This is a genomic window from Mucilaginibacter sp. Mucisp73, from assembly GCF_059491465.1.
On the sequence record NZ_CP168507.1, the window covers coordinates 2,604,926 to 2,630,209 of the forward strand.

Genomic DNA, 25,284 nt, shown 5'->3' on the forward strand with positions numbered 1-25,284 from the left:
CGCCAAAAGAATAATCGATCGGGGCGGAGCATCAGATTTACGTGTAGGAAACATTTATAATTTATTACAAATACCATGACTTTATTCATTAAAAACATCAGTAAATCAATCATCGCCTTAGCAGCGGTATCACTCATCTTTTCATCTTGCCAAAAGGAAAACAATAACCCATCACCATTGGCTGTACAAAACGAAAAAGCAGTGGTAAACCCAATCAATACCAGGGTAATTAACGGCAATTACGGCAATCCTGCCCTCGGCCCTGCAGCATTCGGAACCAGGTATGTAAATATTTACACCGGGGCACAGGATTCGGTTGGTACAGTTGCCTACAACCTGAGGTTTACCGGCACCAATAACGGCACTATCTCGCCAAAATCAGGATATACCTTTAAATACCTGGTAACTACGACTGCGTTAGGAAGCATTTCCGCCGCCAATTATGCAACCGCAACTACCGTAACTTCATGGGGTCAGAATACAAGTACAACATCAACTCCTAATGGATGGTGGAACTATAATTCAACAACCCACGTGGCAAGTCCGGTTACTAATATGGTATTATTTGTAAACGATGGTACCAACACTTATGCCTTTAAAGCTACTGCCATAGCCGGACAGGGAGGTGCGACCAGCAACAGGGCGGTTTATACTTTTCAGAGTGGCATTGTAAACTAATCCGCTAAAACAATTCCTTAAGGAAAGCAGTCCGGTAGCATGATCAGCTCCGGGCTGTTTTAAATTTAAAAAAATGAAAAAAATCAAACTCTTCTTTCCTGTTATCCTTTTAGGTGTAGCGATTTTTGTGGCTTCCTGCAAGAAAGAGTATCTAAAAACGCCATACCATGCTATCGAGAGCTTTACTGTCACCGATTCCGCAGGCAGCCCGCTTAAAGCAGCAATTATTGGCGACAGTATATTGCTTTACTGGCCGCCTTTTAAAAATACCCCTGCCAGTATAGCACCTAAAATTACAATTTCTGAAGGGGCTGGCATCAGCCCGGCTTCCGGGGCACCGGTTTCATTTTCAACCAGTACCGTTTACACGGTAACCGCGCAGGATGGCAGTAAAAAAACTTATAAACTTTACCCCATGATTAATCTTCCTGCGCCGGTTTTTGAAGTAGGCAGTCCTGACTTTTTGCAGATAGCCGGTTACATTATTATCAAGGGACAATATTTTGTAGCAGATACCAGCCAGACGCATTTATACCTCGTAAATGCAGGCGACAAAAAATTCTCACTGCCATTGGCCAATGATGGCTCATTTGTTTTCAATTCGACAGCGATTCTGTCACAAATTCCTGGCGACGGGACGATCGACACCGGATATTATAAACTACGTATGATAAGCGGAAAGAACACCGTAACTAAAGGTCCCATTCACATAGCCGCACCCAATATTTACGATGTTTTTAAAGGCTTTGTTTTTAATGAGGAAGGAAAAACGCTGAAGGCGGGTGACCAATTGAGTATCAGCTACAGCACTGTTGCCGCGTTAAAAAAATATTATCCGAAAACGATGGCCATAACACTTTTCGTTACGCCTGAAAATGGTTCGCAGGATGTAAAATATAATATTGCTTTATCCAGCCGGACAGATAATACGTTGACATTCCACTTGCCGCAAGACATTATTACCGGAAGCCTGAGCAATCTCCAGGTGACTTATGATGGCGATCAATTTGCATTTGACTTGGATCCGGATAAACCAACATTGATCAACAAATAACTCAGGAAATAAATATTAACTAAACAGAATATCAATGCGTAAATCAGGTATCATCGTTCTTATTGGCATAGCAATAGGAATTTCGGCATGTAAAAAAGCAGCTGAAATACCGGCAGATATGCCCATTTCCCCAACTACGGGTACCCGGGAACAATTTACGCTTGATTCTATATTCTTATATGCCCGGCAGATCTATCTCTGGAACGATGTAATCCCAACTTACACGGCTTTTAACCCGCGTGGATATGCAACAGGCTCCGACGCTGTAAATGCGTTTGACGGAGAATTGTTTGACATTACGCAATTGAAAATAAACCCCCAAACATCCATGGCTTACGAAGCAGGTGTTAGTCCGGGGACACCAAAGTACTCCTTTCTTACTGAAAAAAGCGAAACGGGGAGTCTTGCGGCTGTCGGCTCACCATCATTGCCGGCGTTGCTTAAGGATACCATTATCATAAACAATAATAACCCGGTCGCCTATGTTGCTTTAGGTTCGTTCCCCGAATTAAGCACCTGCCAGACAGTGCTTGATAAGGCTTTTTTAAAATTTGCAGCAGTAAGCCCGCAACAGCTGATAATCGATCTGCGATCAAACGGGGGCGGTTTTGTAGAAACTGTGGAATATGTTGCCAACCTGGTTGCACCCCAGGCATTAAACGGAAAGGTTATGTTTTCCGAACAGTATAACTCCGTGCTTCAGAATGGGCAGGCAACTATCCTAAAGAATCAGCCCTATCTGGATGCAAAGGGTAAACCGGTTACCTACAAGGGCCGGCAAGCGACAATGGCAGATGTGGATTACACAGAGCGCGCTAACACACATTATTTTAGTAAGAAAGGGCCCCTGCGATCGGTAAAAGACATTTACTTTATTACCTCATCCCGCACAGCTTCTGCGAGTGAATTATTGATCAGTTGTTTGAAACCTTACTTTAATATTAAACTGGTAGGTGAAAACACCTTTGGGAAACCAGTGGGTTTTTTTCCGGTAACTATAGATGTATATAGCCTGTATCTATCAAGTTTCCTGATCCGCAATGCCCAGGGCTGGTCCGATTATTTCCAGGGGATCCCGGCTGATGTATCCATAGCAGAACAGGATGATCCGGTACTTGGAGACCCGGCGGAGGCTTGTTTAAGCAATGTATTAAAGTTGATCAATGGTTCTTTGGGGCTAAATACAGCCAACAAGAAAACAGTTCAGGCTAATATTTCCCATAAACGGGCATCTTCGAGTATTTCATTGGTTCGGAATAGCATGATCGAGAACAGACTAAAACTAAAAACTAACTAGCAATCAAGGTTGCGTGCTTTAAAAGCTTAATAAATTGTATGAGGATCAAATCAAAAATAGAAGGTTTTGACGAATGGCTGTTTATGGAGGACCTACCCGATACTTATTCTCCGGGTTCGCAACTATCTGAAAAGCATATCTCTATCAAAAGGAAATCTGTAAAGAAATTGTTCTATTATCAGTTAAGTGCAGGCGGACTGTTTTTGCTTCATTCCAGCATGCAGTTTAATGAACCTGTACGCATACTTGCAGAAGTGGAAGGGGAGACGGTAACTTCACAGTTTGTTTTTTATGAAGCGGCTACGCATCCTGTCAAACTCCCCAAAAAAAATATTTATGGAAATAATCGCCATAACATCCGCTATATTCCTTCTTCAAAAGGCAATTATGAGGTTGTACCTGATGTAGAATATAATTATTTCCTGATAGTGCTTTCCAAAGAATATTACTTTCATTTAATCGATCGTCATGCTTTGATCCATTCTGCATTCGTATCAGCTATCCTCGAGGGTAAATATACATCGCTCGCTGCACAGGACCTTGCCGTGACGATGGAAATGAAACGCGTAATCAATGATATTTGCGAGTGCAAAAAAACAGGCGAATTAAAAAAGTTTTATACAGAATCGAAAGTACTCGAACTGCTGATGCTGCAGTTGGAGCAAATGCAGGTTAACAGCGATGACGTGGAGAGAACATTGATAAAAACAGATGATCTTGATAAACTTTACCAGGCAAAGGCATTACTTGACAGGGACTATGTAAATCCACCAACTATCAGGAAACTCTCCAGATTAATAAGTTTAAACGAGTTTAAATTAAAACAAGGCTTCAAAGCTTATTACGGTACAACCGTTTATGGATATATTACCAGGCTGAGAATGGAAGCTGCAAAAAAAATGATACTTTATGAGCATAAAAGTGTCGGTGAAGCAGCCCATGCGATAGGTTTTAAGCACCAGGCCCACCTTACGAGCGCTTTCAAAAAGTATTATGGTATTTTGCCAAGTGAGGTGAAACTAACTGTTTAAAAACTGATATTTTCACTTCGCCTGGGTTGAGCGATGGATAAGGAGAGTATAGGTTTACAGTTGGCCTCATCCGGAAATAGCTTGTTACAACATACGATGAATTCAATCCCGAAAACGCTATCCCAAAAGACATTTATGAGTCATAAAATAGTGCCCCCCTTCGGACTAATGGCCGTCATTCCCAAGAATTGGGCCCTGATGCAAAGGCTTACGGCGTCAGGTACGCAAAGCGTAAGATGATGGTCGCATACATCATGCATCAGGTCCAATCTTGATAGTTATCGCTGCTTGCAGCGCTTGTCTTTATTGCTCAAAAAAGACATTTAACTTAACTGATCTCATTTAACGATATGAGGAAACGATAAAGAACGATGAGCGAATCATTTTTGAGGTTTTATTGAAGCTTGCTACTTTCGGGCAACAGGATGAGTTTGATAAAATTTTCACCGTTTAAATACTTAACGGCAAGGTTTTTAATATCCGTTGGCTTTACGGTGTTTATTAATCCTGTATAAATGCGGGGATCCTCCAGGTGCTCTTCATTTTGTACCTTGTCAGATATATAGCCAAGCCACCATTCATTGGTTTTTACTTCAGTTTCCTGTGATCGCAGGGCTTCGGCACGCCATTTATTGACGTTCACTGGTTCCGGCCCGGATCTTATCAATTTCGCTACCTCATCAAGTGTAGAGACGATTAATTTATCCACATTTGATGGTGCACAGCCAAAATTCACAATTAAGGAAAAGCGTTCCTGAGGTAATTTGCTGACATTTACAGATGCGCTCGGTGTATATACGCCGCTTTCTTCTTCCCGCAACCGTTCCAGCAAACGTATGGTAAGCACTTCCTTGAGGGCGTCCATTGTATACAGGTTCGACTGGCTGTATTTGAATTTGCCGGACCAGACCAATAACACAGTTGCTTTATCTTCCGTACCTTTAAAAACCTTCTTTTCGTAGTTCCCTTCCGGGATGTTGATATCTAAATCCCTGGCAGGCATTACGGAATCCAATGCGGGCAAGCTGCCAATATATTTTAACAGCAAAGGTTGTATGGTCTTTACATCAAAATTGCCGACAAAAGTAAATGTACTGCCAGAGGCATTTCCAAAGCGCTCCTTATATATATCGAAAGCTCTATCCAGGCTTATCTGGTCAATTTTTGATATACTGGGACCGCTTCTTCGGATATTGTGGTTACCTAATACTGCATAAATCGTATCCTGAAAAACATTGACCGATGAGTTAGCCCGGTTTTCGAGGCTGGCTTTCGACTTGGCAATCAATCCGGCAAACAGGTCTTTATCTTTTCTTGGTTGGGTATAGTATGCATACAATAGCTCCAGAGCGTTTTCTAATTCAGCGGGGACTGAGGACCCGCTAACGCCTGTTGCGCGTTCTGACATTTGCATGTGTACTCCAATTTGTTTGCCCGACAAATAGTTATTCAATTGAATGGGATTATAATTACCTGCGCCGAAGGATGATATTATGCCGGCCGCATTAGATGCTGATTCATAATCGCTATCCCTATATAGGGAGGATCCACCGGGAGTAGAACCACTGAACAAAATCTGATTGTCTTTGAAATTAGTTGGTTTGAGAATAACTTTGACATGGTTAGCAAATTGAACAGTAGTAATATTCAATAAACTATCGGTAGATACACTGATAATACGGCCACTCTTTGGTTTAGTTATAAGTAAAGGTTTTTGATTTACAATATTTTGGTACTGCGATTGCTTTTCCTGTTCAACCTGGCTCATCCAGGTCAGCACCGTTTTTTCATCAGGCAGAATGGCTTTGTCCTTATCCGGAGCCATTATAAATATATCCCTGTCATTTGTTTTAATTTGGCCCCGTGCCAGATTATTCAGGTCGCTTAAATTTATTCCCGGTAAAGATTTTTTGAGCAAGGTGTATTCAAATTGTATACCCGGGGATGCGGTTCCTTTTAAGAAATATTGAAGATATTCATTAACGTAACTGTCTGAATTTACTTTTTTACTTTCCTTGACGCCGGCTTCCATTTTATTCAGATAGTTTTGCTTAGCCCGGGCCAGCTCTGTTGGGGTAAAACCTAATTTTTTTATCCGGTCGGTTTCCCTCCAAATAGCCTTAAGCCCTTTTTCCAATTGACCTGGGTTCGCATTTACAAAAACCGAAAACTGATCGATCCCTCCTAAAAGTTCGCCTATCCCCGCTCCACCGCTTATAAATGGCGGATTAGCCTGGCGCTGCAATTCAGTAATACGCTCATTCATCATAAAGTTGAATAGTTCCCTGATGATGGATTGGCGAAAATCACCAGCGGTTTTCAGTGCATGGCCAGGATGCTTAATGATGATTTGCAATACGGTTGATGTCATTTCCTGATCAGTTACCGTTAAAAACTGATTTTTACCGGAAAGCGGAATGGTGTACTGCGTTCTTGATTTTTCGTTTTTTGGGTTTTTCAGGTCGCTGAACTTTTTCAGGATGCTCTTTTCCATCTCGTTCACATCAATATCGCCAACTATAATCAGCGCCTGTAAATCGGGCCGGTACCAGTCCCTATAAAAAGATCTGATAGTTTCGGGCTTAAACCGTGTAAGTACCGAATCTGTACCGATCGGCATGCGGGTTGCGTACCGGGAATGATTAAGCATAACCGGCCAATATTGACGCTGCATCCGGTCCTGGGCTCCCTTACCCAGGCGTTTCTCCTCCAAAACCACACCTCGTTCTTTATTGATCTCTTCCGGATCAAGCGTGGCCTCCTGTGCCCAATCCCGCATAATCTGTATACCTTGAGCCAGAATCCCGGGGTCATCAGACGGTAAGGGTAACTGGTACACTGTTTCGTCAAATGAGGTATAGGCATTCAGATCGGCGCCAAAACGTACACCTGTTTTTTGAAGATAGTTAACCAGGTCACTTTTTGGAAAATGCTTGGTGCCATTAAAGTTCATGTGTTCAAGGAAATGCGCCAGGCCTTGCTGTTCATTGCGCTCAAGAATAGACCCCACTTTATTGGCCAGATAGAATACTACTCTATTCTTGGGGTCTTCGTTATGACGGATATAATAAGTAAAGCCATTGGCCAATTTACCGGTCCTCACCCTGGGGTCGAGGGGCAGGACTCCATCTTTTGAATGCGTTTTGGTGACATGGGTAATTAACTGACTGTAAACCTTGTTAGTACAGAGGCCAAAGATTAGCACGCCGGCAGCTGCAACCAGCCGTTGACGGTTATTAAATAGTTGTTTCATTTATTAGGGTATTTGAAAAAAAATGTTTTTCTATGCAATTGGTATAGGTGGTTTGTTGTAACTGACTATCAGCTGAATGCTCAAACTGGACAATAATTAACTTCTCATTTGAGTCTTGCCTCCTCCGCTTCCGGCTGTTAATAGTCAGGCTCAATAATGATTCCTTTCACTTTCAAAATGTTCACGCTGTCTTTGTGAAATAGTATCGCGTCAAAAAACATTCCGGGGTTAGTATAGAGTGCCTGTAATATATATCGTCTATCTTTTGAAAAATAATAACTTACATATGCTCCGGGAAGGTGATCTGCCGTAAAGTTGCCAACAAAATTCAGGTTTCCGTAGCTGGGTTTGGCTTTCCAGGACTCAGCCCGGATATCTGTTTTTCTGAACGTCCTTGAAGGCGAACTTGGAGCTTGAAAACGAATACTGTCAAAATTACCATACACATAAAATGAATCCGTTATCGACCCGGAAATATGATGATATTTATCCCAAAATGCTTTTCCTATAAGGTCACCCGTTTTCCCTCTGGGAATTTTTCCATCGATACATAACGATATCCACCACTGTCGACATTCTTTTTCGATGCACATGCTGAGAAGACAGTTAATAAGGGAACTAACAAAATCCTGAAATACTTGCTTGAAAAGTTCATATTCTAGGTCCTCAAAATGCCATCTTGTTTACATTTTAGAGTACTGAAACAGGTAAAGCGCGGTGTATCATCTGAACTTCTCATAAAGCCAGCACCATTGTAGGTGACTCTTATTATACCTGACAGAGTATAATTATTATAAACGTTGTCTAATGCTGTTCCAGCTTTATACCTGGTTGCATCAGCATCAGAAAGGATTTTTACCTCTCCTGTAGAAGACACGACTCTTTTGCGTATTTCACTTCCCATAGCGACAACATTCACCATAGTCGTATTCCCCTGTGTATGAACTGACTGTAGCCATGTCGGTCCGACTGAAGAAAAGGTACCCCAATGAGGTCCATCAGGGACTAAATGGGGCAGTGCTCCAACCTGTTCAGCAATTTTAACTAAATGGCCTCGGTCATTCAATGCATTTTTATCGATCACAGCAACAAATGGAATGACCGTTTTTATCCTGTTTTCCCTAACCGCAAATGTCAAGTAACTTTCATTAACTGCCCGGAAGCCCTTTCGTAATGTTGTAGCAGTGGCTGAGGCACCTGCAACATTGCGGTAGTCTGCGTCACCCTGGTTTATGTTGTAGGTAAATAAAGTTGTAAAACTGCCAAAGTTTTGCTCTTCATAGCCAGTACCATTGGTGTCGATGCTTGATGAGTTATTTGCAATCGAAGATTTATTTTGCTGACTGCTTTCACTTTTTATTTCATTGATCTTGTTTGTAAAACCAGCTGAATCAATTACAGCACTACTCATAAGAAACGCAGTCAATTTTAAATGTTCTTCCTTGGTCAATGTTGTACTAATGCCGTTACGTTTTATCGTTTTATCCACATTGATATTTTTATCTTTTCTTTTGCAGCCAACTATTAAAGCTGAACAGCAGAGTAGAGGCAGCATTAACTTACCTGATGTTTTCATGTGATTGATTCTTTGGGATAAATTATTTTTAAGCCTCTTTATGTACCTGCTACAACGAGCTACCTTTAAACTTGGCAATCCTGACGCTTTTTCCTTTCAGGATAAGCTTTACGAAAAATACCATCGTAGGATCCTGATACTCGAGGACTGTCTTTTTGATCGTTCCCAAACTTCTTTCCAGCTTTTTTCGAAACAATACCACACCATCCATGGTCACTGAAACCGGATTATCCAGATTAAGAAGATGGTCATTAAGATTGATGTTGAGTTCGCTAAAAGTATTTTTGCTGACACGTATTTCGTTACCAACGATACTGACCTCTGCCGTGGCGCCTTTGACCTGGGCGTCGTTTGGTGCAGACAGCCAGTAAAAGCGGTGCTGAACCCTATTGTCTTCTACCCAAATAACCTTGCCTGGAAAAGGATTTCTTTTATAAGATGCCATCCATGGTATCGCGATCGTATCGAGCCGGTCCATCCAGTGCGCCTTATCTGCATATAGATGAAAATCGTGGATAAATCCTTTGGGGTCGAGCCTCTGCAGGCTGTCTAATTTTTGATTAAAAGCGATGGCCAGGGTATTTCGGCTGTAAGCCGTGTCTCTGCCGCCCATGTATATGGCAAATGGCAGGTTCCGGAGATTAAGTGCATTGGCGTCTCCGGGGTGGCCGGCCATCATGGAAGCGGCGGCAAAACGGTCAGCCATACGCGGAGCGAGTTGAAATACCCCGTCACCACCTGCAGAGTATCCCAGGATGTAGACTTTATTTGGATTGACATCTTCCAGGATGACAGCGTAGCGGATTAATGAATCCAGCAAATTGTCGATATGGTCCTCGTGCCATAAATTCCAGGTATTCGTGGGGGCCCTTGGCACGATACAAAACCCTTCTTTTATCGGATATAGTGTCCGCTGGTTTTCCCATTGCTGATCATTGACCTGCGGAGGAGCATTGCCACCACCATGAAGAGATATATAGAGGCTGTGCCCGTCCACTGGTTTTTCACCAAAAGCCCTGTAGGCGATAGGCATGGTATATTTTCCAAAGCGGATAACTCCTTCCGACCACACCTTCTCCGCTGCCGGACGTAATTTATTTATTTCTATCGTCCATTCTTTTCCTGCAAGTTTTTCTGCTTCCACGCGGCTTAGCCCCTTTTGAGCAAAGGAAGGGATAGCTAAAATGAGCAGGATACCAGTCAGGGGGACCAACTTTATCCAATGTGAAAGGAATAGACTTTTTCCTGGAGAAAAAGCTTTAGTTATATCGTTTTTCATGTTATTTTTCTGTTAATAAGGACAGTATTCCTTCATTTTCAATAATGAGCATGCCCTGACGATCAGTGGTTATTGTAAGTTATGGAGATGTTGACCACCCTGTTCCGGGCCAAATTGACCACTGGGTTAGCTGACTTTTGAGTTGCAGCAAACGCTGTAAAAGCGTGTACAAAAATAGTTATTTAAAAGGCAATTTCATTAGAGGCTGTTTACCGGTTCGATACTGCGTTTTTTTCTCATAGATTCCCCTTTTAACTCGATGCGGTGTGCATCATGAACGATCCGGTCAAGTATAGCATCAGCAATCGTTTTTTCACCGATCACCTCGAACCATTTACTGACCGGCAACTGTGAGGTAATGATCAGAGAAGTCTTGCCATGCCGGTCCTCTATGATCTCCATTAATGCGGCTCTGCTCTGTGCATCAAAAGGCTGTATCCCAAAGTCATCCAGTATAAGCACTTGTGTTCTTTCCAGCTTAGCCAGCTCCTTGATATAGGAACCGTCCGCCTTTGCCATCTTCAGTTTAGCGAATAGCTTGGGCGTGCTGGTATATAGTACCCGGTAGCCCAATATGCAGGCCTGGTGGCCGATAGCAGAAGCCACATAGCTTTTACCGATACCGGTACTGCCGGTTATCAGTAGGTTCTCAAAGCGATCAATAAACGTACAGTCTGCCAAACGCATGATCTGATTACGGTCGATTGTCCGATCTGCATGGTAATGAACATCCTCTATAGCAGCTTTATAGCGGAACTTGGCATACTGGATGGTACGATCAATACGCCTGTTCTGACGGTCGTCCCACTCGGCTTCTACTATAGGTGTGCCAGCAGTTCGTCTGCTGTGTAATCATTTGTTTTACCGGTTTCCATGCTGCTTTTAAAGGCATGGAACATGCCGAAGAACTTCATCTTCCGCAGTTTGTCTAAGGTGCTTGTGTTCATGTTATTGTTGTTTTAAATAGTTATTTGTAATAGTCTTCTCCCCGGATATTGCCATGATCTGGCATCGGCAGCTCATCGGCAAATAAGCTTTCCTCGTAGTTGTCCATCTTGTTTTCCAGTATGGTTTGTATCGTTTTATAGTTATACACACCGTAGCTCAATGCTCGCTGGCAGGCAATGGTCAGCCTTTCGTTCCCGGCTTTTTTTGCAAAGCCAAGCACCCCATGAGCAAGACTTATAAGCCTGTTCCGGGTGCTGCTTGCGCTCCAGTATTTGAAGGATATACAGCCTTACATCCTCGTGGATGGAGGCTGCCCAATCCAGGAACATATCCGGCGTCCAGTCGCTTTTAAAGCGGTGAGTACTGGCCATGTGCTCCTTATCCGTAGTATAGCCATAGGGGTTTTTATTGCGCTTATGCAGGGCGATGCGCTCATAGTTATAGTACACTTCTACCGTCGTGCGGGAGTATAATAACTTGACCCGCTTGCCAATAAAGCGGTAAGGCACACTGTAATAATGCTTGTCAGGGCCGAGGTTAACATGGCCGTTCTTGATCACCCGTACTGCAATTGCTTCTTGAACTGGTAACGCAGGGCGGGTAATGGAGCAAGCGCACTGCGTTCGATCTCCTCAAACTGTAACCTGCGGCTGTAGTTACGGCCTTTGAGCATCTGGGTGTTATGAACTTCAAGGGTCTGCCAGATTGCTGCATTAAGCTCCGTTAAAGAATGATACACCTGTTTGTTTAATGGTGCGTATATCTTGGTATAAATAATCTTTACCGCACCTTCTACCAATGCTTTATCACGAGGGCGGTATGCCCGAGCTGGTAATACAGTCGTTCCGTAATGATCTGCAAAGTCCTCAAATGTTTCGTTCAGGGTGGGTTCGTAGCGGCTGCTTTTGGTTACGGCGGCCTTCAGGTTATCTGGTACAATGGCGGCAGGGACGCCGCCGATAAAGTGCAGGGTGTTCTCGCAGGCCGCAATAAAGTCTTCCTTCTGCTGGCTCATTACAGCCTCAACATAGGTTAACTGGCTTGCGCCCAAAATAGCTACAAAAACCTCTACAGGTGTGATCTCCCCGGTATCCTTATCGGTGATACTCATCTTTTCACCCGCAAAATCGACGTATAGCTTATCCCCAGCCTTATGATCCATGTGCATAGTCGGGTTAACCCTGGCCTTCCACTGGTTATAATAAAAGCAAAACTGGCTGTACAGATAGCCATCAGGAAACTCTTTGTAATAAGCCTCCCATAGTATTTGCCGGTTCATGCCGGTCTTTTTCAGCTCTTTATCCACGTGAGGAAAGCAGCGTAGCATGGACTGCATACGCGCGTTAGGCGGGTGTTCTTTGGACTTTCCGAACAAATCTTCCAGTTCCTGGTCATTCAACGCGTTAACCTCATCAAAGGTAAAGCCGGTTGCTTTAAAGGCTGCTACATACTTTTTTACCGTGTTTCTCGATGCATCGGCCTGGGCAGCGATGGTCATTAATGGCCGCTGCTGGCTGTACATCCTTAGTATCTTTCTGATCTTACTCATGCTGATTGTTAAGTTGGCCATGCTTAGGAAGGTGTCTTTGCCCTCAAAAGATGGTCTCTTTTACAGCATTTGCTACGTGTTTGCGGTGGTCAATTTGCCCCGGAATCAGGTGGTCAGTTTCGCCCGGAATGGGTGGTCAGCTTGCGCCGGATTGGAGTGGTCACGTTCATCAGAATCTCCACTCAGGCGGCTAGGTTCGATATCTTTGAATTTACACGTGAAGAATCGCTTTTTGGCGACGGGAATGAAGCTTTATTGCCGCAATTGGCGCGGGCGATCAACTGGTTCAAGCAAAAATCTGAAATCATACAAGCGATCAGAAACAGCGGGGACCTTCGTAAGCTGCTAACGATCAGTGAATGGATCACTGCTCAGGGCCTACGCCAGCAGCTGATCGGGCAGGCAGGGGAGGCGGACATTTGGGAGGTGATGGGCAAACAGAGCTGGATTCCGGAAATACAAAGCCTTTTGTTAAAGGTATCCCAATATCCGGAACTGATGTCTAAGATCGAAGAATCGCTGATTTACTATGAGGTTCATGTCACGGAGGCGCGAAAAGATGACGAGTATAAAGCAGTCGCCTATCGTATTCGTTTATTGATCGCCTATTTCAAATCAGACGAAGCACAGTTAGACCGCGAACCATTACCAGCCAGGAGTGCACCGGTGTATCATCGGGATCTGACCGATGCGGACTACAAAGAGTTCTACCGGGGGTTGATCCGGATAAAAACACAACCGGAGAGCGCCTACGAGATATTTAACAGACTATTTATCCGTCACCCTCAGTACCCAAGTCTGGCAGTGAACCGATTCCTGGCTGCAACTACGCTTGCCTCGGTTACCAATGGTTCTAAGCAATATGCTGAAGCGCTTGAGGAATGGCGAGTGGCTGCAAGAAAAATCGAGGCTACTGTACTGGAGAGCCTGGAACCAGAAATTTCCATACTGCTCTTGGAGGTTTATTTAAAGCTAAACTACCAAGCTGAAATGGAAACACATTTTCATGAACTGGATCTTCCATACCAAATGCTGCCCGACATCCTAAATGCCTGGATTGAAAGCCTAATTCAGAGCGGGAGACGAGCTGAAGCCTACCACTGGCTGGAGATAGCCAAAGACTACCATCAATATGGCGATTACGGGGACATCCAATTTATACGTGATCTGGAAGACAAAATAAAAGGGACAGAAAACATTGACGAATTGATCATTCATTATCGTCGGATTTTCGACAGTGCCCCGGAGAAGTTGATCAGGATTTTACCTGAACGCCTGAATGGAAAAACTGAAATTGGAGAATTCATCACCCAGGAATTTGTCTACGCCGGCGACAAGATGCTCGAAAAGATTAAGGCGATTGACGTGATCCGGGACGAAAACAAATACAATGACCTGATGGAGGCCCTACTGGAAAGTCGCATTCTAGGTTACGGATGGTCGATAGGTGGCCAAAAACGTGGTGCTTTTTCCGGCGCAAACGGGCCGCAACCCGGAGAACGTGACCTGCCCGTGATTACCGCAGATGGAAAGCTCATTGTGACAGGCGAAGCCCTCATCTATCGCGCTACGAACAATGTCGTGCCTCATCTTAGTAAGGTCTTTAATTATTATCACCAACGGGAGATCATGCTCCTCATAATGTATGATACAGGAGAAAAAGGTAACGATTTTCTGGCGAATTGGAAAAGTTATCAGGAAGACGTGTTACCCCAATGCAACTACCCCGCCGGTCATGAGCCCAGCGGGAAATTCCAGGATGTAAGCGGAGCTTATAAAGTACAAAATTCTGCGATCAAAGTAGGTAAAACCCAGCTGAATTCCGGTGGCGTTATTTATCACCTTTTTATCAATATCAATTATTACCTGACCGCATCAACTCCTGCCGCGCCAACAATTATATTGCCCACAAGAACCTAAACAAATTAAAAGTATGAGAGATTTTTCCCTTGACCAGAACGCTGAAAGGATACATTCACCGAAAACCAAAACTTACTTTGACGAAGTCCTAAAATCATATTATAATGAAAGCTACCGTTCGGCCATCGTTATGTTATACTCGATCACCATTGCAGATCTATTGTATAAACTTGAGGAATTGAAAGACCTGTACAATGATGCCGCAGCTATTGATATCCTGAATGAAGTAAGCACCACACAAAATAACAGTGTAAAACTTTCTGAGTGGGAAGGCAAGCTTGTGGAATTGGTGTCAAGCAGAACAAGCCTTTTTGACGCTGCCGATTACATACACTTTAAGGCACTGCAAAATCTGCGAAATTTATGCGCTCATCCGGTTCTGGACGGGAATTATGAACTCTATGCCCCAAATCGTGAAACCACAAGGGCGCATATCAGGAACATGATGGAAGGTATACTGATCAAGCCAGCCTTGTTATCCAAAAAGATATTCGATGATTTTCTGGAAAATCTTGTCGCTGTTCAGCATTTCTTCCCCGATCCGGCCCAACTTGAAAAACATCTGCAGTCCAAATATTTGGAACGTTTTAGTGACAAGGTTAAAAGTCAGATCTTCCGGTCGCTCTGGAAAGTCGCTTTGAAACTGAAAGATGAAAAATCTGTTCAGCACCGTTTTGTAACAAACCGGGCCTTGTCCATTATGCTAAAATTGGACTATGGCCTACTCGTTAGAAAGATCAGTGAAGAAAAAGAATATTTCAGTGACATAGATCCGGACCTTACCTACTATTTACTGGATCTTTTCAATCAGTTTCCGAAGGTAAGCGAAATGATGAACGAAACCACCAAAATGATTATTAATAACCAGTTGGGCAAAAACGCTGATCTGGACGCGCTGGCTTATTACCGGGAACTTTCCATAGAAGCGCACATGGAAAGGGTTTCTAAGATTAATTATCTAAGCAATTATGAGTATTCGTATATCAGCACGCCTACTTTGTTAAAGATCTATAACCAGGCCTTACTACAGGCCAAGAGGGTTGAGGGAAATATCTTTTTGATCAAGATGTTTGGTTCAAGTCCTGGTTATGATACCGCCGATAAGCGATTTTCTGATCTGATTGAACCTTTGCTCGACGAATTTGATCTTAATGAACTGAAGCTGCTCGTCGAGGCGGTCAATGGTAATAGCCAGGTGTATGGCCGAAGGCGAGCCAGGACCGACAACCAATATATTAAAGATCGGGTTCTTGAATTAGAGCCGACATTTTCATTCGGAAGCTACCAAAATTTTAATTGAACGAAGCACTCGATGATTGCACTTTTGTGATTTGCAATTCCCCCGGCTTTGGGCCAGCCAAAGAAAATGCCTGCCCGGCGGTAGCGAGGCAAGATATTTTCCGGAAAAGCGGGATGGCGCCCAAAGATATAGGTTTTGCAGCGGGCAGGAAGCTTGTGAGCGTACGGCAGGTAGCGAACAGGCTGGACTGCTGCCCGTATCCAGCCTAATTGCCGGCGGTGTACTGCCGTTCGTTGATCAGTTTTAACGCATGAGCCTGACATTTAAAAAATATCAAGACGGGTTGGGCAATTACGCTAAACGGTAGACCATAGTTTAGTTATAGCCTTTTAAAGCTTGGTCAGCACCTCCAATTTTCGGGCGGGTAACCGGTTTGCAAGGATCAATCACTTATTGTTAGATCACCCCCCATTCGTTTTGTAATTCGATATATTTGTAAATAACACTCGCGTAAGCGGTAAAGCGTAAATGAGTAACCAACGTACAATAGAAACTATATTAAACCTTACAACCGGTGAACAAATAGACGTTGAAGAACTATTTAAAGATCAGCATACGAACGAGGCTAAGATATTTCAATTGCGTACACAGATCGAAAAGGATCTACAGAACAATGCCGTGGAACTGGTATGCTTGTACTGTAAACAGCCCGTCGCCATCAGGGGGCGTTTGGGAATTGAACAGAAAAAGAATTTTTATTTTACACATCCTTATAAAAGCGCAGACTGCGTAATTAAAACGCAAAGCCGGTTAACCGAAGAAGAGGTCAGGTGTATCAAATACAACGGCGAAAAAGAAAGTGTCCTCCATGATACGCTAAAAAGATTGATCGCGCACTACCTGGAATTTGACCCGGAAATCAGCAGTGTCAGGATCGATCAGGTTTACAAAAATGAGGCGATTTTCCGCAAATGGAGAAAGCCCGATGTGTTGGCGAACCATAATATTATCGGCAATATTGCCTTTGAACTGCAACTATCGACCACCTTCCTTTCAGTAATTGTAGGCAGGAGCCTTTTTTATCAGCAGCAAGGTATCTACCTAGTCTGGGTATTCCCGTACTTTTCCTTACAGTCGGACCTGCAGAAGTTTACTCAAAAGGATGTTTTCTATAATAATAACCACAATGTATATGTATTCGACAAAAAGGCCCAGGTAAATTCAGAAAATGCCGGGAAACTGTTGCTGACTTGCTACTATCGGGAATTTTTCATTGATGATAATGAAATTAATTCTCGCTGGAATGAGGCAACGATCGGCCTTGAAGAAATCACCTTCATCAATCCCGGGCAATTTCATTACTACGATGCTGAATCGGTACAAAAAGAATTGCAGCTGGAATTGGAACAAAAGCAGGCCGCCCAAAAAGAGGCCGAAAAAAGAGCTAAGAGTCAACGAACACTTGATAAGATCGCTGATTACCTGAAGAAATTCTACAAAAAGGATTGGTTACCTGAGGATGAATTGGAGCATTTGTCAGAACTCATCAGGTACTGTGTGACCAAGCAGGAACTGGAAGAGCGGTTGAAATTTTGCAGTGATAATGTGCATATCATATCAAAGCTGTTTTTCGAGCGCAGAAAATTTAACTTTTTGCGGTTCCTTTGCTGTAACGATCAAATCAGTATAGATACTTCCGCCCTTCAAGTCAGCGGATCAAGTGTTTTAAAAGAATTATTGTATATACCTGATCACTTGCAGTTCAATCAATATGTCGCCTGCCTTTTCCGAAAAGGCTTTAACTTATTCGAACAAGATCGACAGGACGTACAGGAACTCTACGACAAAAACTACTTTAACCAAAGCGAATCTGAAATGCAGTATATTGAAAGATGGGCCACCATCAAAATGTTTGAAGCTTTGCAAAACAAGCACCATGCCTTCGAGTTGTTACGCTTGAATAAGATATTGATGGCCGTCAATTCCCTTAAGTACAAGATGATTATCGGGTTTCGCTATATTCATATGAAGCAGGTCGCGCACTACGTATTTGACAGCTACCGAGATTACGCCTATATCTTTCTTCGGGCGGTAAAAGTCTATGGTTATTACAATCAATTGCTTGCTGAAGATAAAAGCGGTAAACTGAAGAGCCGGTTCAACTATTGGGAATCAAACGGCATGAGACTTGACCCTGAATATGGTTCATTAATTTTGAGCCTTTTTCCGGAATTGAAGCCATTGCACAATATCTAATATTCACTAATAGAATGGGAATGAAACAAGCCACAACCTTAAAATACATTCGCATTCCTATCGTCTCTTATCCATATTTCAAAAAACATTGCGCAACGACTATAATCCATTAGATGCCGTCCCTGCACTGGAGGCCCCTGCGATGTTGGTTCATACGCAGTCATTCTTACAGGAAATCCGTGATGGACGTCCGGAGATGCAACGGCTCATTAAAATCGCAGGTTTACAAACGTGTCCCATCATATTCACGCCGACCGATGACGAGGTCGTGCAGGCCATCTTAAAAGAAAATGACCTGGATGTTGCACAATACTACTTACAGCACAATGAGTATATCGTCAAAAGTAAATTTCTTCATGCCGTATTTTCAGCTGAGACAGACCCGGAATTAGCCTTGCGTTTTGAAGCGCGGCATGGCTTCAGTTTAAATGACAATATGTTGATGGGAAACCATTATTTTCATTACCATATTTCGCACAGCTCAAAGCGTGGCATATCACTGGACCGCGCACTTGATATACTGGAGGTTTATCATGTTAAAAGTGGCATTTTTAAGCTCAGGGCAAATGATATCACGAACCAATTTCTCTACGACCTGATCACCGTTAATAAAGTCATCCCTAACTACAAATCCTTATTCATAGAATTCTATCATGTAAAAAGCGCCTTTCCCAAGTATGCCGACACTATTGAAAATCTGTTGCAAAGCCTGCATGACCGGACGATGCTGATAAATAAATGCGTTGTCGAACTTAAGTACCAGTCTCTACGCACTGTAACTAATAATGCTTCCACCGAAGTGATGTATCACCTGAGTTATCTTGCCGTATTGGTTACCGGTAGCTTCGATAACCTGGCCTGGATAATCAACTATATATACGATCTTGGTTTTTCGCTTACCGAAAACAATAGAATCAAAGTCAAACTTCAAAATCCTGTATACCCCCAAAAAAAGCATAGTGAAGCGTATTACAAAGCCTTAGCAGTAAAAGCCATGGCGATTAGCTCTTACCTGCTAAGTGATAAGGTATCTTGTTTGATTGATTTTATCTATCCTTTGCGTGACGCTATCCAACATCGCAGCTTTATCCGCCCCCTCACCGTAGGCGGTGCCAATCGGAAGGAGGATAAACTGTTGATCTGGTTTCCCGAGGAAGTGAGGCAAGTATTACAACGATATTATAAACCTGAATCCTTTGGCTTTGCCTCCGAAATGTCCGGACTGATGAGCCGAGATTACTACGACATCTATGTCTTCAGCAAAAAGCTGCATACTGAGATCACGCAATTGATCAATACTGTTTGCGGCTTAATAATGTTGACAGATATCGTCCCTGTCTCAGTCCAGCAAATTCAATTAATCAATGAGACTAAAGCTTCATTAGCCCGTGATCCATTTGTTGGATTAAAACCTCAGCAATTCATGGCGTACTAGTGACAATGATTGTGTCATCATCTCAAAAAATAGAAATTAACCAAGGACAAAATATTTGATCGAAATGTTTAACAATTGTTTAACAACTGTACTACAACTAGGGTTTTAAAGCGAGACTTAATTTTTTTTAAGATATAAAAAAAGGGCGATTTTAAACTAAAATCGCCCTTTTTAGTGGAGCCGGAGGGATTCGAACCCTCGTCCAAACATGGTATAAGATAAGCTTTCTACATGCTTAGCTTCTGTTTAATTGTAGGGAAGGGGAAGGTCAGTCGCTTACCTGTACCGTCTTCCTTAGGTGCTTTATCTTACCGGCTTATTACACCCTAAGCAGGCCAGTTTCATCTTTCGATGCCCCGGTTGCCGATCCGATGAAACGGAAAACCGGCGGGACAAAAGCTATGCTAATTCTAAATTAGGCAGCTAAGGCGTAGTTATTTTCGCCATTTGTAAGTTTGAGCGTTCAGATTAAAGCGCTAATTCACCCAACGCGCTGCATGCTTACCTACTTATCTCCATCCTGTCAATTCCGGTCGACCCCATTTATTGGAGCTTAAAGCTGAAAGGATAATGCAAAAAGCCATCAAAGATATAAAATTTTAGCAAACTGGGCAAATTCAAACGCTTTCGGCCTTTTGCTTTAGGCTATCAGCTACCACGCGGCCCGGATAAACTTTCAATGCTTCATCCAAACAAATCATCGCTTTTTTAAGCTCGTTGTTATTTAAAACGTATGCCATACGCACTTCATTTAGTCCCGCGCCTGGTGTGCTGTAAAAGCCGGTGGCAGGGGCCATCATCACAGTTTCGTTGTTGAGGCTGAAGCATTCAAGCATCCATTGGCAAAACTTGTCGGCATCGTCAATAGGTAATTTGGCAACCACATAAAAAGCACCGCCGGGGTTAGGGCAATAAACGCCATCCATTTTGTTTAATGCACTAACAAGTGTGTTACGCCTGCTGGTATATTCTTTATTTACAGCTTCAAAATAGTTATCCGGAGTATCAACGGCAGCTTCGCCTGCAATTTGTTCAACCATGCCTGCGCTTAAACGGGCCTGGGCAAATTTTAAAGCTGTGGCACGCAACTCTTTATTTTTAGTGATCAGGCAGCCTAACCGGGCACCGCACGCACTGTAGCGTTTGCTTACTGTATCCAGTACTACAACGTTTTCTTCAAGCCCATCCATGTGCACCGGTGATATAAATGAACGGCCATCATAGCAAAACTCGCGGTAAGCTTCGTCCGAAAAAAGATAAAGGTCATGCTTTAAAACCAGTTGCTTCAATGCTTCCATCTCTTCTTTTGAGTATAAATACCCGGTAGGATTGTTAGGATTGCATATAATGATGGCCCTGGTTTTATCCGTTATCAGCTTTTCAAATTCGCTGATAGGAGGGAGCGCGAAACCATTATCAATGTATGACAATATAGGCTTAACCACAACATCGCCCTGGCTTGCAAATCCATTATAATTGGCATAAAAAGGCTCGGGGATGATCACTTCATCGCCCGAATCAAGACAGGCCATCATAGCAATTGTAATCGCTTCCGAGCCTCCAGTGGTAACAATAATATCCTCGGGGGTAATATTATAATCCAGCTTGTTATAATATTCAGTAAGCTTTTTGCGATAGCTTAATGTGCCTTCGCTCGGGGTATAAGCCCAAACCTTAAAATCAATATTTTTAACGGCATTCAGCATGCCATCGGGTGTAGCAATATCGGGTTGGCCGATGTTGAGATGATACACCTTTTTTCCATCCTGCTTAGCTTTATCGGCGTAAGGTGTTAACTTTCTTATCGGTGATGCGGGCATCCGTTGCCCTTTTTCTGATATTTTTGGCATCCTGCAAAATTACTAAAAATCAAAATACTGTTTTGTAAAACCTTTGTAAATGAAAAAAGACCCAAAACTGGGTCTTTTAAATATATTTTTAAATATCCCGATTGATATACGGGATATATCAAGCATGTAATCAGTTATTTACTCGCCGCGGGTTTAGCTACTACTTCACCAACAATGTTCAAATATTTTTCGGGAGTTACTGCGTTTGATTTAACTACGATAGTTTTATTAAACGGAGCAGCAGCGGCAGCATTGTAAGTGATTTTGATGGTGCCTTTATCGCCGCTTTTTACAGGGGTTTTTGTATAGTCGGCAATGGTACAGCCGCAGGTTGGTCTTACTTCTGTTAAAATAAGAGGCTCTTTACCAATATTGGTAAACTCAAACACGGTAGTAACAGGAGTGCCTTGTGGTATTTTACCAAAATCATGCTTTTCTTCGTTAAATTTAAACTCAGCTTTTCCGCTATCTTGTGCTGATGCGGTGAAGGCAAAGCCTAATATTACCGCGCAAATCATTAATATCTTTTTCATACGTTATATTTGATTATTACAAATATAAAAGGTTTAATGTAATTACAAAACTATTACTCAAACTCGGGGTTTTATCTGTTAGTTTGCTTAATACAGAATAGAATTTTATACTTTTACCGTCTAAACAAAATTTTATATGCCTGAAACTACAACACGCGCTACCAGTAAATTTAATACTGCCGAGCTCAGTTTTGATGATTTCAAGAAGATTGTTATTGATGATTACCGCATTGGTTATGAGAGCCGTCAGGCCAGTTTAATAGGCCGCAGGGAAGTGCTAACGGGCAAGGCAAAGTTCGGTATTTTCGGCGACGGTAAAGAGGTTGCGCAATTGGCAATGGCCAAGGCTTTCCGCGCCGGCGACTGGCGCGCGGGCTACTACCGCGATCAAACTTTTATGTTTGCTACGGGCATGAGTAATATGAAAGAGTTTTTTGCCCAGCTATATGCTAACCCCGATATTGAAAAAGATCCGGCCTCTGGCGGCAGGCAAATGAACTGCCACTACGCTACACGTTTTGTGAATACTGATGGCAGTTGGGTTAACCAGGCTGAAACGATGAACAGTTCGTCGGATATATCAACCACCGCCGGACAAATTCCCCGCTTATTAGGTTTAGCTTACGCGTCAAAGCTATATCGCCAAAATAAAGAGCTGGATTATCTGAAACAATTTTCGGTTAATGGTAATGAAGTTGCTTTTGGCAGCGTTGGTAACGGCGCCACATCCGAAGGTTCGTTTTTTGAAACTTTTAATGCAGGAGGGGTATTGCAGGTGCCTATGGCCATCTCTATTTGGGATGACGCTTATGCTATTTCGGTGCCGGCGAACCTGCAAACTACCAAAGAAGATATTTCTGAAATATTAAAAGGTTTTCAGCGCGAAAACGGAAGTAACGGTTACGAGATCTTTAAAGTTCGCGGTTGGGATTATATTGCCCTTTGTGAAACTTACGAGCGCGCCATTAATATTTGCCGTGAGGAACATGTGCCTGTGCTGATCCATGTTACCGAAATGACCCAACCACAGGGGCACTCAACTTCGGGCTCACATGAGCGCTATAAAAGTAGGGAACGCCTTACCTGGGAAGATGAGCACGATTGTTTGTTAAAAATGCGCGAGTGGATGATTACATCGGCTATCTCGACCGAAATAGAACTGGAAGAGCTTGAAGCTGAAGCAAAAAGATATGTACGCGAATGTCAACGTGAGGCGGCTAATGAATTGGCTGTCGTAATAAAAAGCGAAATAGAAGAAGCTGCAGCGTTGATCGATGCCTTTGCCGAAACAGTGCCGGGTAAAAAAGAAGTAATATCAGCATTATCGGCTGGTTTGCGCTCCAGTATTGATGCCGGGCGTCGCGAGATTTTTTCGGCCATCCGCAAAACATTACGGTTAACTACTACCGAAAATAATGTTGAACGCCAGCTTTTAACAGAATGGTTAAAAGTTGAGAAAGCAAAAAATACCGAACGTTACAATTCAAAGCTGTTTACCGGAACTCCTGAATCGCCTCTGTATGTGCCTGTTGTGCCCGCTGTTTATAGCGATGATGCCAAGTTAATGGATGGAAGGGAAGTATTGAATGCAGCTTTCGACGCCAATTTTGCACGCGATAAAAGCATCGTGGCATTTGGTGAAGATTTGGGTGCGATAGGCGATGTTAACCAGGGCTTTGCTGGTTTACAGGCAAAATATGGCGAAATCCGCATTACAGATACGGGCATTCGCGAAACAAGTATCATAGGGCAGGGTATGGGCCTTGCTATGCGCGGCCTAAGGCCAATCGCAGAGATCCAGTACCTTGACTATCTGATCTATGCCATAACCATCATCAGTGATGATATAGCAAGTTTAAGTTACCGTACTATGGGCGGGCAAAAAGCTCCGCTTATTATCCGTACCCGGGGCCATCGTTTAGAAGGGATCTGGCATTCAGGTTCGCCAATGAGTGTTATTTTAGGGTCGATGCGCGGCTTTCATATTTGTGTGCCCCGTAACATGACCCAGGCAGCAGGTATGTATAATACGCTGTTAAGGGGCGACGAACCTGCGCTGGTAATAGAATGCCTGAACGGTTATCGCTTAAAAGAAAAGTTACCCGCCAATGTCGGCGAATTTACTGTACCGCTTGGTAAAGCCGAGGTTTTGCGCGAAGGCAGCGATATTACCGTTGTATCTTATGGTTCAACGCTACGCATCGTACAGGAAGCGTCGGAAGAGCTCGCAGCAATGGGTATCAATATTGAAATTATCGATCCGCAAACTTTATATCCTTTTGATACAGAGGGTGTTTGTGGTGTTTCGTTAAAGAAAACCAGCAAGTTACTTGTTGTTGACGAGGACTTACCGGGTGCTGGTTCAGCTTATATTCTGCAAAAGATAATGGAAAGTCAAAATGGCTATTATGCGCTTGATGCCCAGCCAAAAACGCTTACCGCAAAAGAACATAGGCCGCCTTATGGTTCGGACGGAGACTACTTCAGCAAGCCTTCCGTTGATGATGTTGTTGAAATTATTTATGCTATGATGAACGAGGCTAATCCATCAAAATATCCTGCTATTTATTAATAACATAATTACAGGTTGTTGAAATCAGTGATTCATAATCCTGATTTCAACAACCCTTTTTATCTGAAATGGAGAATACTTTTTTAACCGTTGCGGAGAATATCAAAACCCGCCGTACCGTAAAACCAGCCATGATGAATGGTCATAAGGCACCAAACGGACACATTGCTGCTTTGTTGGAACTTGCCGATTGGGCACCAACCCATGGTTTCACCGAGCCCTGGCGCTTTATTGTTTATGAAAATCCTGAGCAGTTTTGTGCCGAACATGCCGAAGTTTATAAACAGAGTGTATCTGCCGAAGAATTTAATGAGGCTGCATACAATAACCTGAAAACCCTTGGCAACAAAGTTTCGCATGTAATCATTACGGTAATGCAGCGCGGCGATTTGCCTAAAATACCGCCGTTCGAGGAAGTTGCAGCTGTGTCGAGCGCTATTCAGAATATCCTTTTAGGTGCAACAGCCTTAAATATGGCCTCCTTCTGGAGTACCGGCGGTGCTATCCTGAAACCTGCTTTTAAAGAATTTTTGAATTTGCGGGATGAAGATAATGTAATGGGCGTATTATATCTTGGTTATGCCGACCTGTATCCCGAAGGTAAACGTACTATTCCGCTTGAAAATAAAATTAAATGGGTTAAGTAAAATTAACCCATAACCTTTCCTTTTTTGCTCCGTATAACAGTCTAAAATATTGCTTATCTTTAAACTTATTTTCATTTAAGTAAAAAAAATATGGTTTACTAATTTGGATTTTAGGTTTTAAAGTATATTTTTGTGTTTACCTGTTAATACCAGGTTAACAAACCGT

The 25,284-nt window shown here is 42.9% G+C and carries 20 protein-coding genes, 1 other RNA gene and 1 pseudogene; 11 read left to right on the top strand and 11 right to left on the bottom strand.

Going from position 1 to position 25,284, the window contains the following annotated elements; all coding sequences use genetic code 11:
• Nucleotides 1-75 precede the first annotated feature (75 nt).
• The 4 genes from ACEN82_RS10955 (at nucleotide 76) to ACEN82_RS10970 (ending at nucleotide 4,060) form a co-directional block, all read left to right on the top strand.
• Nucleotides 76-678, top strand: a complete 603-nt coding sequence (locus ACEN82_RS10955; RefSeq protein WP_413322657.1) for a hypothetical protein — start codon at nucleotides 76-78, stop codon at nucleotides 676-678.
• A gap of 73 nt (nucleotides 679-751) precedes the next feature.
• Entirely contained in the window at nucleotides 752-1,732 is a 981-nt protein-coding gene (locus tag ACEN82_RS10960; RefSeq protein ID WP_413322656.1) for an SGBP N-terminal domain-containing protein, read from the top strand.
• 34 nt (nucleotides 1,733-1,766) lie between these two features.
• Nucleotides 1,767-3,029 carry a S41 family peptidase gene (locus ACEN82_RS10965; RefSeq protein WP_413322655.1) on the top strand — a complete coding sequence of 421 codons (1,263 nt, stop codon included), beginning with the start codon at nucleotides 1,767-1,769 and terminating at the stop codon, nucleotides 3,027-3,029.
• Nucleotides 3,030-3,067: 38 nt separating this feature from the next.
• Nucleotides 3,068-4,060 (top strand): helix-turn-helix transcriptional regulator, encoded by a 993-nt coding sequence (locus ACEN82_RS10970; RefSeq protein ID WP_413322654.1) that lies wholly within the window; start codon nucleotides 3,068-3,070, stop codon nucleotides 4,058-4,060.
• 394 nt (nucleotides 4,061-4,454) lie between these two features.
• Here the strand turns inward: ACEN82_RS10970 and ACEN82_RS10975 are convergent, their stop codons facing one another.
• From ACEN82_RS10975 to istA, 8 genes and pseudogenes are all read right to left on the bottom strand, one after another.
• Nucleotides 4,455-7,313, bottom strand: coding sequence for a M16 family metallopeptidase (locus ACEN82_RS10975; protein WP_413322653.1), 2,859 nt, complete (start codon nucleotides 7,311-7,313; stop codon nucleotides 4,455-4,457).
• A 137-nt stretch (nucleotides 7,314-7,450) separates the two neighbouring features.
• A complete protein-coding gene (locus ACEN82_RS10980) occupies nucleotides 7,451-7,906 on the bottom strand; it encodes a hypothetical protein (RefSeq protein ID WP_413322652.1) in 456 nt (151 codons plus the stop codon).
• 65 nt (nucleotides 7,907-7,971) lie between these two features.
• A complete protein-coding gene (locus tag ACEN82_RS10985) occupies nucleotides 7,972-8,889 on the bottom strand; it encodes a hypothetical protein (RefSeq protein ID WP_413322651.1) in 918 nt (305 codons plus the stop codon).
• A 49-nt stretch (nucleotides 8,890-8,938) separates the two neighbouring features.
• Nucleotides 8,939-10,168, bottom strand: coding sequence for a hypothetical protein (locus ACEN82_RS10990; RefSeq protein ID WP_413322650.1), 1,230 nt, complete (start codon nucleotides 10,166-10,168; stop codon nucleotides 8,939-8,941).
• A 198-nt stretch (nucleotides 10,169-10,366) separates the two neighbouring features.
• Nucleotides 10,367-11,115: pseudogene (gene istB, locus ACEN82_RS10995) on the bottom strand (IS21-like element helper ATPase IstB).
• Nucleotides 11,116-11,135: 20 nt separating this feature from the next.
• Nucleotides 11,136-11,264, bottom strand: coding sequence for a hypothetical protein (locus tag ACEN82_RS11000; RefSeq protein ID WP_495644042.1), 129 nt, complete (start codon nucleotides 11,262-11,264; stop codon nucleotides 11,136-11,138).
• A complete protein-coding gene (locus tag ACEN82_RS11005) occupies nucleotides 11,257-11,676 on the bottom strand; it encodes a Mu transposase domain-containing protein (RefSeq protein WP_495644120.1) in 420 nt (139 codons plus the stop codon). The genes ACEN82_RS11000 and ACEN82_RS11005 overlap by 8 nt, the downstream gene beginning before the upstream one ends.
• Nucleotides 11,673-12,665, bottom strand: a complete 993-nt coding sequence (istA, locus tag ACEN82_RS11010; protein WP_495644121.1) for an IS21 family transposase — start codon at nucleotides 12,663-12,665, stop codon at nucleotides 11,673-11,675. Before istA ends, ACEN82_RS11005 begins: the two co-directional genes overlap by 4 nt.
• A gap of 69 nt (nucleotides 12,666-12,734) precedes the next feature.
• Here istA and ACEN82_RS11015 point away from each other — a divergent pair, with 69 nt between their 5' ends.
• The 5 genes from ACEN82_RS11015 (at nucleotide 12,735) to ACEN82_RS11035 (ending at nucleotide 19,516) form a co-directional block, all read left to right on the top strand.
• On the top strand, nucleotides 12,735-14,585 hold the full coding sequence (locus ACEN82_RS11015) for a hypothetical protein (protein WP_495644122.1): 1,851 nt from the start codon (nucleotides 12,735-12,737) through the stop codon (nucleotides 14,583-14,585).
• A gap of 13 nt (nucleotides 14,586-14,598) precedes the next feature.
• The gene (locus ACEN82_RS11020) at nucleotides 14,599-15,885 is read left to right on the top strand and encodes a hypothetical protein (RefSeq protein WP_413320483.1); all 1,287 of its coding nucleotides are present in this window, start codon (nucleotides 14,599-14,601) and stop codon (nucleotides 15,883-15,885) included.
• Nucleotides 15,886-15,916: 31 nt separating this feature from the next.
• Nucleotides 15,917-16,132, top strand: a complete 216-nt coding sequence (locus ACEN82_RS11025; RefSeq protein WP_413320485.1) for a hypothetical protein — start codon at nucleotides 15,917-15,919, stop codon at nucleotides 16,130-16,132.
• Between the two features lie 221 nt (nucleotides 16,133-16,353).
• Nucleotides 16,354-18,081 (top strand): DUF6035 family protein, encoded by a 1,728-nt coding sequence (locus ACEN82_RS11030; protein ID WP_413320487.1) that lies wholly within the window; start codon nucleotides 16,354-16,356, stop codon nucleotides 18,079-18,081.
• 88 nt (nucleotides 18,082-18,169) lie between these two features.
• Entirely contained in the window at nucleotides 18,170-19,516 is a 1,347-nt protein-coding gene (locus ACEN82_RS11035) for a hypothetical protein (protein ID WP_413320489.1), read from the top strand.
• A 172-nt stretch (nucleotides 19,517-19,688) separates the two neighbouring features.
• Here ACEN82_RS11035 and ssrA read toward each other — a convergent pair.
• The 3 genes from ssrA to ACEN82_RS11050 all read right to left on the bottom strand — a co-directional run bounded on the left by ssrA (nucleotide 19,689) and on the right by ACEN82_RS11050 (nucleotide 21,899).
• Nucleotides 19,689-20,057, bottom strand: a transfer-messenger RNA (tmRNA) gene (gene ssrA / locus ACEN82_RS11040).
• A gap of 76 nt (nucleotides 20,058-20,133) precedes the next feature.
• Nucleotides 20,134-21,366: a pyridoxal phosphate-dependent aminotransferase gene (locus tag ACEN82_RS11045; RefSeq protein WP_413320491.1), complete on the bottom strand. Its 1,233-nt coding sequence runs from the start codon at nucleotides 21,364-21,366 to the stop codon at nucleotides 20,134-20,136.
• A 134-nt stretch (nucleotides 21,367-21,500) separates the two neighbouring features.
• Entirely contained in the window at nucleotides 21,501-21,899 is a 399-nt protein-coding gene (locus tag ACEN82_RS11050) for a DUF1573 domain-containing protein (RefSeq protein ID WP_090525844.1), read from the bottom strand.
• Between the two features lie 136 nt (nucleotides 21,900-22,035).
• On the opposite strand from ACEN82_RS11050, the gene ACEN82_RS11055 reads away from it, so the two are divergent.
• Nucleotides 22,036-24,471 (top strand): alpha-ketoacid dehydrogenase subunit alpha/beta, encoded by a 2,436-nt coding sequence (locus ACEN82_RS11055; protein WP_413320493.1) that lies wholly within the window; start codon nucleotides 22,036-22,038, stop codon nucleotides 24,469-24,471.
• 68 nt (nucleotides 24,472-24,539) lie between these two features.
• Entirely contained in the window at nucleotides 24,540-25,118 is a 579-nt protein-coding gene (locus tag ACEN82_RS11060) for a nitroreductase family protein (RefSeq protein ID WP_413320495.1), read from the top strand.
• Nucleotides 25,119-25,284 lie beyond the last annotated feature (166 nt).